The 17,535-nt window shown below is 58.3% G+C and carries 12 protein-coding genes and 1 pseudogene; 8 read left to right on the forward strand and 5 right to left on the reverse strand.

From position 1 onward, the window contains the following. Positions 1-90 precede the first annotated feature (90 nt). The 3 genes from GGD61_RS04000 to GGD61_RS04010 all read left to right on the forward strand — a co-directional run bounded on the left by GGD61_RS04000 (position 91) and on the right by GGD61_RS04010 (position 3,147). A complete protein-coding gene (locus GGD61_RS04000; protein ID WP_092260971.1) occupies positions 91-393 on the forward strand; it encodes a hypothetical protein in 303 nt (100 codons plus the stop codon). A gap of 119 nt (positions 394-512) precedes the next feature. Continuing rightward, the gene (locus tag GGD61_RS04005) at positions 513-1,706 is read left to right on the forward strand and encodes a CaiB/BaiF CoA-transferase family protein (RefSeq protein ID WP_177237335.1); all 1,194 of its coding nucleotides are present in this window, start codon (positions 513-515) and stop codon (positions 1,704-1,706) included. A gap of 427 nt (positions 1,707-2,133) precedes the next feature. After that, a complete protein-coding gene (locus tag GGD61_RS04010) occupies positions 2,134-3,147 on the forward strand; it encodes an O-antigen ligase (RefSeq protein ID WP_246785872.1) in 1,014 nt (337 codons plus the stop codon). Positions 3,148-4,594: 1,447 nt separating this feature from the next. Here GGD61_RS04010 and GGD61_RS04015 read toward each other — a convergent pair. After that, entirely contained in the window at positions 4,595-5,467 is an 873-nt protein-coding gene (locus GGD61_RS04015; RefSeq protein ID WP_092260965.1) for an outer membrane protein, read from the reverse strand. A gap of 290 nt (positions 5,468-5,757) precedes the next feature. Between GGD61_RS04015 and GGD61_RS40345 the strand changes: the two are divergent. Both GGD61_RS40345 and GGD61_RS04020 read left to right on the forward strand, forming a co-directional pair. Beyond that, a pseudogene (locus GGD61_RS40345) lies at positions 5,758-6,139 on the forward strand (CoA transferase); the annotation flags it as partial. Positions 6,140-6,584: 445 nt separating this feature from the next. Beyond that, positions 6,585-7,070, forward strand: coding sequence for a hypothetical protein (locus tag GGD61_RS04020; protein WP_081494182.1), 486 nt, complete (start codon positions 6,585-6,587; stop codon positions 7,068-7,070). Positions 7,071-7,994: 924 nt separating this feature from the next. Here GGD61_RS04020 and GGD61_RS04025 read toward each other — a convergent pair. From GGD61_RS04025 to GGD61_RS04035, 3 genes are all read right to left on the reverse strand, one after another. Then, complete coding sequence (locus GGD61_RS04025; protein ID WP_018322846.1) at positions 7,995-9,497, reverse strand: tripartite tricarboxylate transporter permease; 1,503 nt, start codon at positions 9,495-9,497, stop codon at positions 7,995-7,997. A gap of 11 nt (positions 9,498-9,508) precedes the next feature. Beyond that, entirely contained in the window at positions 9,509-10,051 is a 543-nt protein-coding gene (locus GGD61_RS04030) for a tripartite tricarboxylate transporter TctB family protein (protein ID WP_092260961.1), read from the reverse strand. A 174-nt stretch (positions 10,052-10,225) separates the two neighbouring features. Next, entirely contained in the window at positions 10,226-11,200 is a 975-nt protein-coding gene (locus GGD61_RS04035) for a tripartite tricarboxylate transporter substrate binding protein (RefSeq protein WP_177237333.1), read from the reverse strand. Between the two features lie 319 nt (positions 11,201-11,519). Here GGD61_RS04035 and GGD61_RS04040 point away from each other — a divergent pair, with 319 nt between their 5' ends. Together GGD61_RS04040 and GGD61_RS04045 are read left to right on the forward strand one after the other, a co-directional pair. Then, a complete protein-coding gene (locus tag GGD61_RS04040) occupies positions 11,520-11,873 on the forward strand; it encodes a hypothetical protein (protein ID WP_143109098.1) in 354 nt (117 codons plus the stop codon). 255 nt (positions 11,874-12,128) lie between these two features. Further along, positions 12,129-12,623: a hypothetical protein gene (locus GGD61_RS04045; RefSeq protein WP_183230232.1), complete on the forward strand. Its 495-nt coding sequence runs from the start codon at positions 12,129-12,131 to the stop codon at positions 12,621-12,623. Positions 12,624-13,344: 721 nt separating this feature from the next. On the opposite strand, the gene GGD61_RS04050 is transcribed toward GGD61_RS04045, so the two are convergent. After that, a complete protein-coding gene (locus GGD61_RS04050; RefSeq protein WP_183230234.1) occupies positions 13,345-15,018 on the reverse strand; it encodes a hypothetical protein in 1,674 nt (557 codons plus the stop codon). Positions 15,019-16,106: 1,088 nt separating this feature from the next. Between GGD61_RS04050 and GGD61_RS04055 the strand changes: the two genes are divergently transcribed. Next, entirely contained in the window at positions 16,107-17,525 is a 1,419-nt protein-coding gene (locus GGD61_RS04055; RefSeq protein WP_210310934.1) for a hypothetical protein, read from the forward strand. Positions 17,526-17,535: the final 10 nt, after the last annotated feature.

A 17,535-nucleotide genomic window follows, 5' to 3' on the forward strand; every position in this document is an offset into this window, starting at 1 on the left:
CCATAAGACTGTGTTAGCCATCAGATCCCGTAGTCATACGGAGCGCAACAAGAGTCTCGGTTCCCACGGCACCAAAGTTTGCAGGGTTTCATGAAGCGACGTTCACTCATAGCCGGTCTGTTTGGCGCCTTGATGGCGCTTGCCGGACTGGGTCATCAACCCTTCGGAGGACTGCCTGTCATGGTGGAGAAGGCCAAGGCGGACGACAGCGGCAAGGCGGCGCGTGCGCCCACCATGCCGATGGCCCGCGATCCCGCCGTTGCGGTGGCAGAGGAATACGAAGCCGCGCGCCGCCAGGGAACGCGGGAGGCGCTCGAGCTCTTCATTGCGCGCCACGGCGATGATCCCCTGGCCGAACAGGCACGCGCCGAGTTGAAGCGCCTGCCGCGCTGAATCGCTCGGACACCGCGTCAGGCATGGCATTTCGGCAGGCGGCACCGGCGCCGGGCCGGCTTGTCGCATCGTCTTTCGGCACTATGGTAGACCCGCAATCTGTCCCGGAGCCATTCAAGATGCCTTTTCCGCATGCCTCGGAAGCCCTGTCGCGCTTCACCGTGCTCGATCTGACCCGCGTCCGCTCCGGCCCCACCTGCGTGCGGCAGCTCGCGGACTGGGGCGCTAACGTGATCAAGATCGACGCGCTGACCAAGGATGCCGGTGGCGAGCAGCCGGGCGGGCCGCGGCAGGGCTCCGACTTCCAGAATTTGCACCGCAACAAGCGAGCGATGACGCTGAACCTGAAGGACGAGCGCGGGCTTGCCGTGTTCAAGCGCCTCGCCGTCAAGGCCGACGTCGTGGTCGAGAATTTCCGGCCTGACGTTAAGAAGAAGCTCGGCATCGACTATGACAGCCTGTGCCAAGTCAATCCGCGTATCGTCTACGGCAGCATCTCCGGCTTCGGCCAGGACGGTCCCTACCACAAGCGGCCGGGCTTCGATCAGATCGCGCAAGGCATGGGTGGGCTGATGTCGATCACCGGCGCGCCGGGCGAAGGACCGATGCGGGTCGGCATTCCGGTCGCCGACCTCAGCGCCGGACTGTTCTGCGCCATGGGCATCCTCACCGCGCTGCTCGAGCGCGAGGTGTCGGGCAAAGGCCAGTGGGTGCAGACCTCGCTGCTGCAGGCTCAGATCTTCATGCTCGACTTCCAGGCCGCGCGCTGGCTGATGGAGAAAGAGGTCGCCAAGCAGGCTGGCAACAACCATCCGACCAGCATCCCGACCGGCGTGTTCAAGACCTCGGACGGCTACATCAACATCGCCACCACGGGCGGGCGGATCTGGGAGCGCTGTGTGCAGGCGATCGGCGCGCCGGAGCTCTATGCTCATCCCGACTATGCGACCGCCCCTGCCCGCTCCAAGAACCGCGACGCGCTCAACGCCGAGATCGAGAAGCGCACCGTGACGAAGCCGACCGAGACCTGGGTCCGCGAGCTCAACGAGGCCGGCGTGCCCTGCGGGCCTATCTACGCCATCGACCAGATGTTCGAGGACGCGCAGGTCAAGCATCTTGGCATTGCGCAGGACGTGCCGAACGACGAGGACCGCCACATCCGCCTGGTCGGCCAGCCCGTGACGCTGTCGCGCACGCCGAGCAGGATGGTGGCGCGGCCGCCGGAATTCGGCGAGCAGACCGACGAGGTGCTGAAGGAGTTCGGCTTCGGGCCCGACGAGATCGCAAGCTTAAGAAGAGCTTTCATCGTCTGAGGCGCTCTCTTGCTTGAGCTGCGATCTTGAGCGCGCTTGGAAGCGCGTTGCCATGCAAACCAATCGAGGGACTATGGACAGCGAGCTTAGCTCATTTACGGTAGACAAGAAGTGGTACAGTTGGGTCCGAGATTTCCGGCGCTTTCCGACGCTCTTGAGCTCAACAACAACTAGCGATGTTCTCGCCGTGATCGCGGTCGCATCGCTACCGTGGTCTACAACCGTCACCTCAATCTTCAGCGCTCTCTGGGTACTTAGCGTGTTCCCAAGGATCCGCCTCGAAGAACTTGCTTATTTAGTAGGCCGTTCCAGAGCGGGTTTTGCGGTGGCCCTATTTGCGATAGCCGTGATAGGCACTCTGTGGGCGACTGACGTCTCTTGGACCGCTCGACTACGAGGCGTAAATCCCACGCTAAAGTTTCTTATGATGCCGTTCCTAATATACTACTTTCGAGAGTCATCGCGCTCATTTTGGATACTCTTGGCATTCCTTGGATCTTGCACTGTTCTCCTTGCCTTGTCGTGGGTCACAGCGTTTGTGCCGAATCTCACCCCGACGGCAAGTTTGCAGCCCGGTGTCCCTGTAAAGAATTACATCGATCAAAGCCAATCGTTTGCGTTGTGCGCTGTGGTTTTAGCTTGGCCAATTTCTGAGTTAATCAAAGACGGAAGGACCCATTTGGCGTTGCCTCTGCTCGCGCTATCAATTGTATTTCTTGCCAATCTGACTTTCGTGGTCCTCGCTCGGACAGCTCTAATATATGTGCCAATCATGCTGTTTGTTTTCGGAGCGTTTTATTTGCCGCGCTCACTTTTTTATGGAGCGATTGCATTTAGCTTATTGCTTGCGGGGTCCGCGTGGTTTGCCTCACCCAATCTACAAAATCGAACGAATAGTATCCTGCTCGAATATTCAAAGTACGGCGCCGGCAATGATATAACCTCTGCTGGATTGCGACTCGAGTATTGGCGCAAGTCTGTGGGGTTCGTTCGAGAAGCTCCTGTCGTCGGGCACGGCACAGGATCTACCCAAATGTTATTCGATCGCGCCGCACTGGGGCAAACTGGGCTTGGCGCGGAGACGATCAGCAATCCACACAATCAATCTCTCAGCGTAGCAGTGCAGTGGGGACTAATCGGGTGTGTCGCCTTGTACTCAATGTGGATTGGTCATCTTAGCCTTTTTCGGGGTGCCGGCTTTTATCCATGGCTTGGCTTCATTGTCGTGGTACAGAACGTAGTCAGCTCGCTATTCAACTCGCACCTGTTCGATTTTGTGCCGGGCTGGATCTATGTGATTGGCGTTAGTCTTGCCGCAGGGAGGATCATCCAGCAGAATGACGAATCTGCCGGACGATCGCTATCGAGAAGAACAGAAGACCAGAATGGAATGCGCGCTTTCTATTCCGAGAACGCGGGTCACGGAATCGTTCCTAGTTAACCGGCCGCCGGAACTTGGATTCCAGACAGATCAGGAAAACTCGCTTCAAGCGCATTTGCAAACGCGAGAGCCTGTTCGCAGGACAGCGACGAAGCTTGTTTCTCCATGGGACAAGGCAAATGGTATAAGCGCTCTTCTTGACGCAGCCTTGGGTGGGCGGGTGGCATGCCGCTGTTTGGATGACGTCGACCATCGGGGCGAGCAAGTCGACTACGTACCAGATCGACGTTGCTTGCCTAAAGGATCTCTCAGCAGAATGGCCAGTGCTCGGCATCATCACCAGCCCTGCGAACGCTGTATTTTTCCGCTGAATTTAGAACGAACCAATTGATCGCGGCGGAAAACTCGCACTGTCTGGAGTAACAAGTCTTCAATTTCTAGCCAGAAACGGGACGCTATCGCGGCTCTTCTGATAGTCCGCTGCTAGTCGCCATCCTGCGATGTCGTGGGCTATACCGCACGCGTCGCAATGCAGCTTCTTTTCACCTAGTAACCGTTGCCGCCGCGCGAGAGCCGCTCTGAGGCCGGCTCGAGACAGCGTGGACACACAAGCGGCAGACGCCTAGCTTTCCAACGATCTATGAGGTTAAACAAACCTCCGAAAACCAAAAGCTGAAAACGCTTATTGTTTGCTCGGTTTGCTCGGTTCCACGCCTACCTATCGTCTCGGACAAAAGCTCATAGGTTGTAAAGCCTGCAAGGCTGGGTCCACACAAAACCGCCAAACGCTCCCATACTTCGCCATTCATTTTTGCATACCTCGAAACGGGAGGTTCCGCGACAGAGAAAAGGGCCGATTGGAGCGATGTACAGACGATCAGACTCCCGCATCCTGGCGCGAAGCATTCTGGTCGATTTCATTTTGGACGGCGACCTAACCTACCGCATAAGTCAGATCGATATATGGTGTTCTTGCGTTGCGAGACCTAGTCAGGCCTACGTGCTGGCGGTCGGCTAGGCGGCGGCTCGTTGAGATCTCGGGCCCAAGGAGCACCAGTCGCAACTCTTGGTCTCGAAGAAATTTCGTCAGAACTCACACAGGATGAACTAAGAAGGCTTGCGGCGAGGGCAGCCATGCCACCTACAAATCTCGTTCCGTAGGTCAGCAGCAATCCCTTCGCTTGAAATGGAGCTTCCTTCATCACTAAGCACCACGCATGAGTCGGAGGACCAAATTATCATGAGGGTGCATGTGTGTCGAGCTTGGCGACACCTTCCCGGGGTTCGCTCGGAGACTTGCGTCGAGCTGAAGAAACCTGGTTTCAAGCGACCACGCCGCCTAGCTGTGGTGGCGCGACCGCCGGAATGCCGCGATTAGGCGAGGTGCTGAAGGACTTCGGCTTCGGCGCGGACGCGAATACGAAAGTTCAGGAAAGCGGAAGCAAGACAGAAATGACAATGCCCGCCAAGATTGGCGGGCATTGAGGCGGTTTCGCGCCTGCGCAGCTCAGTATTTCGCAACAACGGGCGTTGGAGTGAAGGCATAGTTGAAGCCGGCGCGCAGCACGTGATCGCGGAAGCTTACGTCCGCCTGGTTGGCGGTTCCCACAAAGTAAGTCTTACTCCCGAAATCCATATAGAGATATTCGAGCTTGGCCGACCAGTTCCGGGTGAACTTGCGCTCGACGCCCGCACCCACCGTCCAGCCAATTCGGGTGTCGGTGCTAGTCACCCCGGCCCCGATCGGGAAGTTGAACGCGCCGAGCGGAGTGGTGCCGCCGAGGCCCGGTCCGAAGACCTGGATTCCAAGGGCGGTCGCCGACGAATACTTGAACTCGCCGACAGCGAGACCACCGGTCGCGTACCACAGGGTCTGTGGATCCGAGAGAACGCCGACGCGCCCGCGAAACGTCGCGAACCATTGCAGGTCATAGGAAAGATTACCAGTCAATGTGGCAATGGAGTTAAAATCTGCACCGCCCGGGATGCCGATGATGTTCGAACCGTAACGCGCGCTCGTCGTCGTCACCGTCCGCGACGACCGCTCGCCTGTTGCTTGAATGTCGCCCTCGAGGCCGACGACCCATTTCGGATCCACCTGCCAGTTGTAGCCCAGCTGTCCGCCGGCTAGCCAGCCGTCGACATTCTGACCGAACAAACCGAACTGTGGAGCCGGGAACGGCAGTGCGATCGGCGCTACGGTCGTCTCCGCCCTTCCCCAGCTATATCCGGCGTTCAATCCGGCATAGAAGCCGGTCCAGCTCCAGACCGGATCAACGACGGCCGGGGCCTTCACATAGGGTTTCGCTGCCAGATCAGCGGCCACTGCGCTAGTCGCGACCAACGATGCCGCCACAATTCCCATCACAATCTGCTTCATCGCAATGCCCCGTGAGAAATTAAGAAAGCCACGGGGAGCATAATGGTCAACGCTGGCCTAAGCTGTCGCACAACAGCAACATTTGGGAACAACCACTAGGCCTCAGCGACTGGACTACGGCGACGCAATGAAGCTAAAATACTGATTAAGATGACTTTTCATGGTGCAACCGCTTTGCCTCGCCGGCCCCCAGCCGACCCGGCCGAGCAAGGCCGTCGACCACCGGCCAGAACAGCAGCACGATCTCGAGCGCCGTGCTCGAGCCGACTAGGCCGTTCGACCAGAACACCCCAAGGTTCCCGTTCAAGACCCCTGACGGCTACATCAGCTAGCCACGACCGGGGTAGCGATTGCGCCCAGGTGATCGGCGAACCGGAGCTCTATGCCCCATCCCGACTACGCGATAGCCCCTGCCCGCTCAACGCGGCGTGCCCTGCGGGCCGATCTAAGCCAGCGACCAGATGTTCGAGGACGCCCAGGTCAGGCATCTCAGCATCGACCAGGTTGGCGAACGACGAAGATCGCCACATCCGCCTGGTCGGCCAACCTTTGACGTTGTCACGTACACCGAGGAGGATGGTGTGGCCGCCGGAATCCGGCAAGCAGACCAACCCGGTTTTAAAGGAGTTCGGGGACGAGATCGCAGGGCTCAGGGACGCTAAGGCGGTATGAGTTCAGAGAGAACATTTCCCAGCGCCTGTCAGACTTGACGGCCCAAGCTCTCGCTGCTCTTAAAGGCGAGCGTCAAACGAGGACATGGTCGAAGATGATCCAAAATTGGCTCCTGGCCGTCTTTACCGGCTTGATGGTTGTGGGGTGCTTCTTCACTGCCATTTTCGTCGATAGTATCTCCTTTAGGATAAGGGAACGACGATCCCGCCTCGCAGCTTCCCGTCGCTGCACTTTCGGGACTCCAACAGCCGTTCGTTGAAACAAAGATCGGTGTCGATCCGAAGGCCTATCGTCGGCCAATCACCTCTAACGTCCTCTTTGCCATGGTGGGTCCGAGGATGCTTTCTCGGGCCAAACCACTGCACCTCAGAGGACAACGACGTGATCAAGCCAATCATGCCATCGTTCCCAATGCCACGCGTCCCGGAAGTATATAGATAATCAGATGATTTTGAGCACCCATGCAATCGTCGGTGGCGCGATCGCCAGCCTGGTTCCATCACATCCGGCAGCCGCGGCGATCGCGGGGTTCGCAAGCCATTTTGCAATTGATGCAATTCCGCACTGGGATTATCCACTTCGCTCAATAAGTCTAGGCAAAGGTGCTAACAATCGCGGCCTGTCCTTCAGCAGCGCGACGCTGACGGATTTTGCAATTATCGGAATTGATGCGTGCGCCGGACTCGGCCTAGCGCTTTGGATGTTTGCAACGGCAGGATCAATTTGGACGATTGCGATCGGCGCCTTCACCGCGATGCTGCCGGACGCCTTGCAATTCGTTCACACCCTTTACCCTCGTGGCTTACTTCGCGCGCTCCAACGCTTTCATTGGTGGATACACTCTAAGCGCGCGTTGACGGGATTATTTGGCGTGGGTTCGCAACTCGCATTTGCCGGAATGATTGCTGCACTTGCGAAAAGCTTCCATTAAATCCGGCAGTGACTGTCAGCCGCGCTACCCAACTAAGAATGCGGGTTCTCTTAGATCTAAGCGGACAGGCGCTTCATCAACCTTTCGGTTTCCGTCAAAGTAGACCCGTCGGTTCGATCCCTGTAGGACCGCGAACTCATCAGGGAGAAGCGCGCAGGCTTTTTAGCAGCGATGCGCGTTGGGAGTCCCGGGCACGTCGTTGAGGGGAAGGCCACGTACGACCACCTCAGTCCGCCGACCCATTGGGGCAACTCTTGGGGAATGGCCGAGCCGGCGGACTTTCGGGCGGAACTGAGAGTTGCGCCCTCCAATGCTATTTAAACAGGGCCGCATGTCAAACAGCGATATTCGGGAGAAAAAGCGAGAATTAGGTCGGGATAGTTTCTGTTGATTGTTATTTTCATTGGATTGAGCTTGTCAAAGTCAGGCAAGGACCGAGCGTGCCTTGAACGTGATCGCCCCTCGTTGCCCGAGCGCAGAACAGAGGAAACGGGAACATGACCAGTCGAAATGTCTCTCACACGGTCTGCCCGGCATGCCAATCCGCTTACCTGCGTTGCCAGGTCTGAGACGGGGCAGTTCTCATGTACCGCTTGTGGCGAGATCATCGCCCGGTGGCATACGCCATACGTGCCCATTTACATCATAAGCGACCGGGCCCCCTTACTGCCGACAAAGACCGTCGAGCCTCCGCGTAACACAAAGTTCGTTTTTGCGGAGGCTATAGTGAACGAGATTTGCGAACCGAAAACTGAACCACCGATTTTCTACTAGCTCGGTCCGTCAAAATTTTAGCGCCCCTCATAACCCGGAGCATTCATCGAAGGCCGACCGCGGTCTCGCGCTCAACACCGTTAGCAAACCAACTTCAAGGCCAAGCCCTGAGACCACCGCGAAGATTATCTGCCTAAAGCTTCCGTGGCCTTAGCTCCGCTGCCTTCGTCCCAAGCGCGTGAGAAGCCCGTCGATCATCGGCCAGAACAACAGCATGATCGCCAGCGTGGTGATCGAGCCGACCAGGCCGTTCGACCAGAACACCTTGAGGTCGCCGCCGGAGCCGATCATCGACAGGCGGAAGGCATCCTCGGCACGGTTGCCGAGCACGAGCGCGAGGGTGAACGGGGCCAACGGAATGCCGATCTTCTTGAAGACGTAGCCGACGATGCCGAAGCCCAGCATCAGCCAGATGTCGAACATCGCGTTCTGGATCGCGTAGGCGCCGATCGCGCAGGACACCACGATCATTGGCGCCACCGCGGCAAACGGCACGCGCAGGATCGAGGCGAAGATCGGCACCGTCGTCAGCACCAGCACGAGGCCGACGACATTGCCGAGATACATCGAGGCGATCAGGCCCCAGACGAAGTCCTTGTGCTCGACGAACAGCAGCGGCCCCGGATTGAGCCCCCACACCATCAGGCCGCCGAGCAGGATCGCCGCGGTGCCGGAGCCGGGAATGCCGAGTGCCAGCATCGGCAGCAGCGCGGAGGTACCTGACGCATGCGCCGCCGTCTCAGGGGCGAACACGCCCTCGATGCGGCCCTTGCCGAAACTTTCGGGATCCTTGGCGAAGCGCTTGGCGAGGTTGTAGCCCATGAAGGAGGCCGCGATCGCGCCGCCAGGGGTGATGCCGAGCCAGCAGCCGATGAAGGAGGAGCGCAGCAGCGTGGCCCAGTATTTCGGCAGATCCTTCCAGACGCCGAGCACGACGCGGAGCGAAATGCTGGCGGCGTGCCCGCGCAGCGCCAGTCGCTCCTCCATCGTCAGCAAGATCTCGCTGATGCCGAACAGGCCGATCACGGCGACCAGGAAGTTGATGCCGCGGAGCAGCTCCGGCGAGCCGAAGGTCATGCGGAGATTGCCCGACACGGTATCCATGCCGATGCCGGCGAGCAGCAGCCCCAGCGACATCGAGATGACCGTCTTGTGCTTGGCCTCGCGCCCCAATCCGACGAACGAGCAGAATGTTAGCAGATAAACCGCGAAAAACTCAGGCGGGCCGAACTTCAGCGCAAAGGACGAGATCATCGGCGCGAGGAACGTGATCAGCAGCACCGCCACCAGCGAGCCGATGAAGGAGGAGGTGAACGCCGCGGTCAGCGCCTCCGCGGCCCTGCCCTGCTGCGCCATCGGATAGCCGTCGAAAGTGGTCGCGACCGACCAGGCTTCGCCGGGGATGTTGAACAGGATCGAGGTGATCGCGCCGCCGAACAGCGCGCCCCAATAGATGCAGGACAGCATCACGATCGCCGAAGTCGGATCCATCGTGAAGGTGAGCGGCAGCAGGATCGCAACGCCGTTGGGGCCACCGAGGCCCGGCAGCACGCCGACGAAGATGCCGAGCACCAGCCCGACCATCATCAGCACGAGCGTCTTCCACGTCAGCAGGACGGCAAAGCCGTGAAGCAGGAGACCGAAAGCTTCCATCGCGGGACCGCCTAGCGGCCGAAGGCCGCTTCGAGCGGCCCTTTTGGCATGATGACGTCGAAGGCGACATCGAATGTGACGAACATGATCGCCGTGAACACAAGAGCGGTGAGCAGCGACTTCCACAGCGCGATCTTGCCGACGAAGCGCATGAAGCCCGAGATCAGGAGGAAGCTCGCGACATAGAGGCCGAGGAACTGCATCACGAGGCAGAACAGCAGCGTCGGCACGAACACCGCCATGACGCGGCGGGCCTGCGCGCGCGTGACGAAGGTTCCGGACGCCGCATGCCGCGCCAGCAGCGCCACGATCAGGCCGTAGAGGCTGCCGCCGCCGAGGATGACCGAGAGATAGAAAGGAAAATAACCGGGTTCGGGCCCGGTCGAATCCCAGGACGCGCCGGTGCGCCAATTGTCGTAGCCGAGCGTGACGGCCAGCGCGAGCAGCAGGAGACAGACGACGATCTCGATCGTGCCGGACGAGACGACGGAAGGCGAGTCGTCTTCAGGCGCGGTCGGATCGTCAACGACGATTTCAAGTTCGGTTTGGGACATGCTCTGTTTGGGCCAGAGTGCGTTCAATTCCCCCGCTCCCGGCGTGCGGGGAGAGGGTTGGGGTGAGGGGGAGTCTCCACAGGGACCGTGAGAGTCGGACTCGCGGAGAGAGCCCCTCACCCCAGCCCTCTCCCCGTAAGGACGGGGAGAGGGAGAAGAGGGAGAGAGAGACGACTACTTCGCGACGAATCCGGCTTCGGTCATCAGCGACTTGTTGATGGCATCGTCCTCCTCGAGGAACTGCACCATGTCCTTGCCGGTGAGGAAGATCGGCTTCAGCGCCTGCTTCTCCATGTAGTCCTTGTACTCGGCGGTCTGCGTCACCTTGTGGAACAGCTCGACATAGAACGCCTGCTGCTCGGCCGTCACCTTGCCGGGCAGGAACATCGCGCGCAGCATCAGATATTGCACGTCGACCCCCTCCTCCTTGCAGGTGGGGATATCGGCCCAGGACTGGGTGTCCGTCACCTTGCTGGTGTAGGAGATGCGCTCCTTGTCGAACACGCAGAGCGGACGCACCTGGCCGGCGCGCCAGACTTCGAGATTTTCGGATGGATTGTTGACGTTGGCTTCGGTGTGGTTGCCGACCAGCTGGGTCGCGGCCTCTCCGCCGGACTTGTACGGCAGATAGGAGAATTTTGCGCCGGTCTTCTGCTCGAGGAAGACCGTCAACACATGATCCTCGCGCTTGGAGCCGGTACCACCCATCTTGAACGGCGCGCTCGCCGCCTTCGCGGCCGCGACGAACTCCTTCACCGTCTTGGGGCCGGCGCTGTTGTCCCAGAGCACGAACTGGTCGAGCGCGACCACCGAAACCGGGGTCAGCTCACGCCAGTTGAAGGGGATCTTAGCCGACAGCGGCAGCATGTAGATCAGCGAATAGGCGATCAGCACCTTGTTCGGATCGCCCTCGCTGGACTTCATGTACATCAGCGCTTCCGCACCCGAGGCGCCCCCCTTGAGCGAGACGACGATCGGCTGCTTCATCAGATTGTTCTTCTGGATCGCGGCCTGCATCATCCGCGCCATCTGGTCGGAGGCGCCGCCCGCACCCGCCGCCACCACGATCTCGACCGGCTTTGCCGGCTCCCAGCCGGCGAATGCCGGGGTGCCGCACAGCGCGACTGTCAGCGCAATCGCGGCCTTCATTCCATGTCCCACGGGCGTCTTCCCTATGTTCTTGTTCGGATTGGAAATTCGGAGATGAATTCAAAGACCATTGTGCTGGCGAATCCGGCCAAGTTCAAGCCATCCGACGCCATCCCCGTTATGACTTTGGAATGAGATCTGAAATGAGACAAGCCTCGCCCTCCTAAGCTACAAGCGATCCGCGGGGCTCATAGACTCGGAGCAAGCAATCAGTGGCCCTGATCAGGGCCTAAAGTTATAAGGAACGGGCCCCTTCGATTAAGTGAAATTTCCGAAAATGCAAAAAAGCTAAAAGTAGGAAAGCCAAGAGTGACGAGTGATGCCGCGCCTGCTCTACATCAACGAAAAATTTGGCCACGATGCGACCATCATACTGGAGAGCGGAGACGCCTGCTGGATCTCGGTGGGCAAGAAGGGCGTATTGGTGCGTTCGCACAAGCATAACTTTTGGGGCGGATTGCTGGGAGGCCTCTGTGGTCCGAAGCTCTACCAGGAACGAAATATCTACCAGGCACTAAGTGTCGCCCAAGCTCTCGCGTCAACGTTTCCGCCGGTTCCACAAATTCGGTGCAGAGACATGATGCTGAGGGCATTTTGTACAGCAGTCTGGCAGTGCTCGTCACCAGAACGTGTCAAGGCCATACTAAATGATCCGGAGTTGCTCGCCGCGTAATTGCTTCGCTTCACCGAGCCCATTTTGCGGCCACGCCGCGCTTGCAATTTTCTGATCTGACCATATTGCTGAAGTATGAATACGCGTAGAAAAGTAAGTTTGGACCTCGACCACGCGCGGCGGAGAACGCGGTGGAAAGTCCAGTGGGGAGTTCCCGCCCGAGCCGCTGGCGGCGCTGCAAGGGCAGCCGCCCTATCACATGACGAGCGCAGGGAAATAGCTCGGAAGGCCGCTAAAGCCCGCTGGGCGAGACACTTGCCGCAAGCGACGCATGAAGGAGTCCTTCAATTCGGAACCATCGAGATCGAGGTTGCGGTCCTCGACAACGGGCAGCGCGTGATCACTCAGAGTGGCTTCATGGTGGGCCTAGGCCGCATTCGCCCGCCCAAAGGACGTCAGTATTACAGGAGCGGCCCCAATCTCCCTGCTTTTTTGACAGTGCAGAGTCTCAAGCCTTTTATCGGCGACGACCTTTTCGCGATGGCCGACCAGATCGAATTCCGCACCAAGCAGGGCGTTAAGGCGTTCGGATACGCGCCGAACTTCCTCCCAAAGGTCTGCGATGTCTTTGCGCGCGCACAACATGCTGGAGTCCTAAAAGCCACTCAGCACGACATCGCCAACCGCGCCCAAATTATCGCTAAGCAGCTCGCACGCTCATGCACGAAGCGTCTCATAGATGAAGCGACGAGTTACCAAGAAATTCGCGAGACACAGACGCAGCAGAATACTTATCGGCGCGAGGAATGAAGCAAAGCTCCCCCACAGGTTCCGCGGCATCAATCTAGGATAGGACTTATTTAGTTTAGCGCTGAGCCATAGCCTGATTAGCGAACTGGAAGAGCGAGGCAGTTGGCGGTAAATTTGCCGTAGCGCGTCGCTATCCGATGATGTTGCTCGATCCGTTGAAGAACCGCTCAATTGATTGCCACCGCTATAAGGACCACGCATGAGCTTCCTTCAAGGCGTCCTTATTGATTTAATGCTGGCCGGCGCTGATACAGCCGTGTTCGCTAAGGGTGCGTCGCAGGATCCAAAACCTAAATCGCAATGCCTCGTGAATGCTTCCGAACTGCCGTCGGGAGCACCAAAGGTCATGTGTCCAACCCGCAGCTCACCGGGAGGCTTTTGCGTCTGTCCAAGATTCACTAAGGACGGCGAGGCGGACGGACACTTTGTTGGGACGGCAAGATAGCCAACCGCCTCCAAGGCAATGAACGCGCTCGGCGTTAAATTGGTGGCCGAGCCTATCGACGACCAGCAGAAGGTGGCTTGATTGCGCCGCACTACTCTCCCGCCTGCCACCGGCCGGAGACATCGAGGATTATCCTAACGCCCGCGCCTTGTCCGGCAAAAGCGGCTTGATCAAACGGTAGTGCCACTTTTGGTTTCCAATACAGCAGCGGCGGCGGCGCGGACCAATGCTGAATCCCACGCCGCCGCGCAATCGGCTCTGCCGAAAATGCCTCCTTCAACGCGAAGTGACATCGAAAAAATAACCACTCTTCAGGAACTCGAAGTCGTCATCCTTTGTCGAATAAAGCGCATACCGGTGCTCAATTAGCGCCCGCGACCGGCAGTCATTATCCTCTAGGCTGCAAGTTACAGCAAAGCCGCCGACCAACAGTTCTTTTGCTACGTCACGACGAACATACATTCGTATGTTGTCAATGATGAGGGGTTCATATGACCGAGTAAACGACGCTAGCTTGTAGAGCATTGGAATCTCTGCCCACATCTCATGCGCCTCGATTACCTCGGGGGGCTCGGTAGATATGACGTCGTCTAGTGCGCCGTACCCTTGATGGGCAAGGATTCGGTTCGCGAGAAGGCCTAAATCCACGATCCTCACGCGTGAGCAACAAAGGCCGACACCACCCACGTCGGGCGTCAGAAAGCTAATACTCGCCCTGCCTGTCAATTCCCGGATCCGATCCACGGCAAGTCCGGTGAGCCGGTAGGATGCGGGCGTTACACCGAATGGAGCAGACTGTGCCTGCGATCTGATTGTCAGATAAGCTTGCGAGAGCGGCGGCTTGGCGCTTGACCACCAGCTGACTACAACCGTTACTATTGCGGCAATCAAAACATATGAGCGTTGCAGTTCACTGCGAAACAACTCGAGTTTCTTAGACCAAAACCCGAGTAAAAGAAGTGCAAACGGGAAAGCGAGCGTTTGCATTCGCCCCACGTAACCCCAATTAGTCCCTATTGCAGAGTTGAATGCAATTACTCCGAACATGGGGGCAAAGAGATATAGCGACTTGGTGAATAGCTCCGTTCGCTGATTAAACGCGTCTAAGAAGCAAGCAAAGTGCAAATACGCTATGATAGCTATAGACGAGAACAACAGTGGCATCGCCCTTACGACCTCGAATGCCGCAGAGACCTTTTTGACTAACTCCCTTAGGTTGTCTTCGCGGTAGGGAGGCTGCATTTTGGCGTAGATGGTGTTAGGAACCCAATCCGAGAAAAGCCAGAGCCGCAGGGCCTCTGTCCCACCCAGCACTGCCGTGCCCGTAAGCGCCAGGATCACGAAGTCTTTGGTCCGGCGCTCGTATAAAAGCGGTGCAAGGATGAATGCGTAGTAGACCAATGCCTCAAAACGAGTAAGGAGGAACACACTCCCGAAGGCTGCAGCCTGCAACAGATTTGGACGAAAATATAAATTCCGCACGACCCCAACCCCCGTGAAACACAAGAGCGGCATTTCCATTCCGTTCGCGATTTCGCTCAAAGACATTCCGAGAGCAGCGTAGGTCGAGAGCAACAGGGTCGAGGCGAACTTATCGAGTTTAAGATCCTTGGTTAGCAACCAGATCTGAAGGATTGAAAGGCAGAAGAAGAGCCCCGTCATGCCCTGAGCAACGGCGATGGCAGTAGCAAAGCTCGGCTGGAACAGGGCGACGAACGAATTAATTAGGAACCACGCGATAGTGGAAAACCCCTCCACCTGTTCCGAAAGCGGCGTCAGTGCGATGCGGCCGGTCGCAGCGAAGGTCTTCGAGTAAGCGAGTGTGATCGCGCCGTCGTCCCATCCCCGTGTTCCGACTAAGAGGACTACAGCCATCGTGATCGCCGCCTGCATTGCGATCGGCACTGCGATCGCAATTTTAGTGTTCAAGTTTCGAATCTCACGGTTCATCTCACGCCTGCCATGTCATCGAAAGAGGATCATTGAGGCAGTCCAGGACTAGCGCAGACGATCATGCTGGCGGGGCTCTTTATGGCACCGGCATAACAAGTTAGAGACTTTTTCACCATGAGACCTCAACGTCCATTTAAGTTGGCAGCGGGGGTGCGGATTGGCGATGAACCGAGATCTCAAGGAGTTTCATCGTCTCGAACGATTTTGCTTAGAGCTTGCGGCCGAGGCTTCCGATGATATTGAGCGGGCCGGACTATTGACAGTTGCTGGCGATCTTCGAATAGCGTCAGCAGGTTTGTCCCCCACGGCCCCGTCCCAAGAGCAACACTGACAGGTTCTCGCTAATGACGGACTAAGATCGTGGCGAGGCTGGCGCGCGATATGCTTAGGTTCAGCCGCCCCGCCGATCGTGCGGAACGACGCGGTATCGGCCGCAGGGGCCGTTCTTGTCCGACCTTTGCGGCCTTTCTGCTTGTCAGCAGACCTGTGTGAGTTTTGACACACATTCGGGAATATTCGGCAACAACGGAACGGTTGGCGTCGTGCTTTGGATTCGGTGAAGGCCTCAGTCCCATGAGACAATAGCCTGTCCGGAGGCCCCAGCATCATGCCCCCCGGCCCGATGCTCGGGCCGCCACGGAGCGTGGGGGCTATTTGCAGGCTGGCGTATCTGGCCGCTGTTGAACATAGAATGCGAAAACTGATTTATTGCGGCCGTCGTGCTTCCATGTCCTTTTCAAATATCTGGCTTGGCTGGGGATAAGCAGACATACGCGGCGGCTCACCGGTAGCCCCTGAGATCAGGCGAAGGCCCTTGCGACCGGCGCGGCCTTCAATCCACACGAGGACGCGCAACTGATGCTCACGGGCGACCTGCATCAACGCATCTTCCACGGCCGCACGCGGGGGCGTGAGGACCATGAAGGCGGCCCAATGCGAACTGCGTCCCCGCTTCCGGCCAACTTAAACGATCATCAGTTCCACCAAAGCTTTGCTAACCAAACAATTCTTCTGAGAGAAATTGCACATGGCAGAACCGCTCCTTATGAAACTGGAAATGATTGCTCCTTTAGGTTGAAAGCAAAATGAAGTCGCAACGCCCTTCAAAGACTTCAAAAAGCAAAAGCGATCGCGTGAAAAAAGAGACTATTGGCACGTCGGCCGATCCCGGCCTCTGCATCAGGCCTAACGAGACGTTGCACACGTACTCGCCGCTTGCCATCGGCCTAGTGATGGGGGCCGGGTTTGCAGGCCTTGGGCTCCGTTACTTCGCCCGGGAGCACGCCACCGACGACGCCATTCAGTTCCTGATCCCGTGGTATGCCTTTGCTCGAGATCACGGTAATGCTGCACTGGCCGAACCTTTCACCAACTACACCCCGGTTTATAGCTATCTCCTGCTGATCGCCGCCCATTTTGATTGGCTGGGACAGCCACTGTCGCTCGTGAAAGCGATCTCGGGAGTATTCGAGCTGGGCTGTGCGCTCGTCGTCGCCCAGATGGTCTGGCGAGCGACAAAGGTACCGTTGCGCGCGTGCGTGGCCTTCTGCGCGGTTTGGCTTGCACCTACGGTGATCTTCAATGGCGCATTGTGGGGGCAGGCCGATTCGATCTGGACCTTCTTCACCCTGGTTTCCGTGGCGCTTTTCATGCGGGACCGAAATGGCGTTGCGCCATTTGCGATGGCGTTTTCTGTGAAGGCTCAGGGCGTGTTCCTGGGACCCTTCGTGCTCGGCATGATGTTGCGCCGCCGGATCCACCTGGCGTGGCTAGCTACCGTTCCCGGGATCTACGTGGTTCTCGCGATACCGGTTCTCGTCGCCGGCAGATCGTTAGTCTCCGTGTTTGCGGTCTATTTGGACCAAGCTCACACATTCAATCGCCTCACCATGAACGCAGCGAACATCTGGGTGTTGGCTGGAGGAATGCCGTACGCGATCGGGGTCGCCGTCGGCATGGTGCTCGCGGCGGCGAGCGGACTCGCCTTATCGATTTTCATCGCGCGCTCTCAACGGGCGGGGCCGGAGTTTATTCTGCTGGCCGCATGTGTATCGCTTATGCTCATGCCGTATTTGCTCCCGAAGATGCACGAGCGGTACTTCTACGCGTTTGAGCTTGCGTCGATCGCACTGGCCTGCCTCAATCCGCGCTATTTGCCCTTCGCGGTGATTGCTCAGGTCGACGGCGTGTTATCCTATCTCGCGTTTGAAACCGGAATCGTCCTGGGGGTGCTGCCGGCGGCACTCTGCAACAGCCTTCTCGCGTACTACCTCGCGCTTGATCTTTGGCGGAGCGAACGTCGATTTCGCCTACCGAAGCTAGCCTGGGTCGGCTTCATCGTGTCGGCCGCGGGATTGTTCTCCTATCTGGTCTTCGAAGGACCCGGCTGGGACATATCCCCCGTGTACCTGCTCGCCACGGGTCTCGTCACGGCTGCGGCGCTGCGGCTCCTCAAAGACTCGCAACAGGCGCCCACCAGCGGTCAAGAAGCAGCAACGCTCTGATTGAGCAGAA

The sequence above is a fragment of the Bradyrhizobium sp. SBR1B genome (assembly GCF_014198205.1).
GTDB lineage: Bacteria > Pseudomonadota > Alphaproteobacteria > Rhizobiales > Xanthobacteraceae > Bradyrhizobium.

Coding starts and splice junctions, on each gene's coding strand:
- GGD61_RS04000 (WP_092260971.1), top strand. CDS start 91: ATGAAGCGACGTTCACTCATAGCCGGTCTGTTTGGCGCCTTGATGGCG.
- GGD61_RS04005 (WP_177237335.1), top strand. CDS start 513: ATGCCTTTTCCGCATGCCTCGGAAGCCCTGTCGCGCTTCACCGTGCTC.
- GGD61_RS04010 (WP_246785872.1), top strand. CDS start 2,134: ATGCCGTTCCTAATATACTACTTTCGAGAGTCATCGCGCTCATTTTGG.
- GGD61_RS04015 (WP_092260965.1), bottom strand. CDS start 5,467: ATGAAGCAGATTGTGATGGGAATTGTGGCGGCATCGTTGGTCGCGACT.
- GGD61_RS04020 (WP_081494182.1), top strand. CDS start 6,585: ATGATTTTGAGCACCCATGCAATCGTCGGTGGCGCGATCGCCAGCCTG.
- GGD61_RS04025 (WP_018322846.1), bottom strand. CDS start 9,497: ATGGAAGCTTTCGGTCTCCTGCTTCACGGCTTTGCCGTCCTGCTGACG.
- GGD61_RS04030 (WP_092260961.1), bottom strand. CDS start 10,051: ATGTCCCAAACCGAACTTGAAATCGTCGTTGACGATCCGACCGCGCCT.
- GGD61_RS04035 (WP_177237333.1), bottom strand. CDS start 11,200: ATGAAGGCCGCGATTGCGCTGACAGTCGCGCTGTGCGGCACCCCGGCA.
- GGD61_RS04040 (WP_143109098.1), top strand. CDS start 11,520: ATGCCGCGCCTGCTCTACATCAACGAAAAATTTGGCCACGATGCGACC.
- GGD61_RS04050 (WP_183230234.1), bottom strand. CDS start 15,018: ATGAACCGTGAGATTCGAAACTTGAACACTAAAATTGCGATCGCAGTG.
- GGD61_RS04055 (WP_210310934.1), top strand. CDS start 16,107: ATGAAGTCGCAACGCCCTTCAAAGACTTCAAAAAGCAAAAGCGATCGC.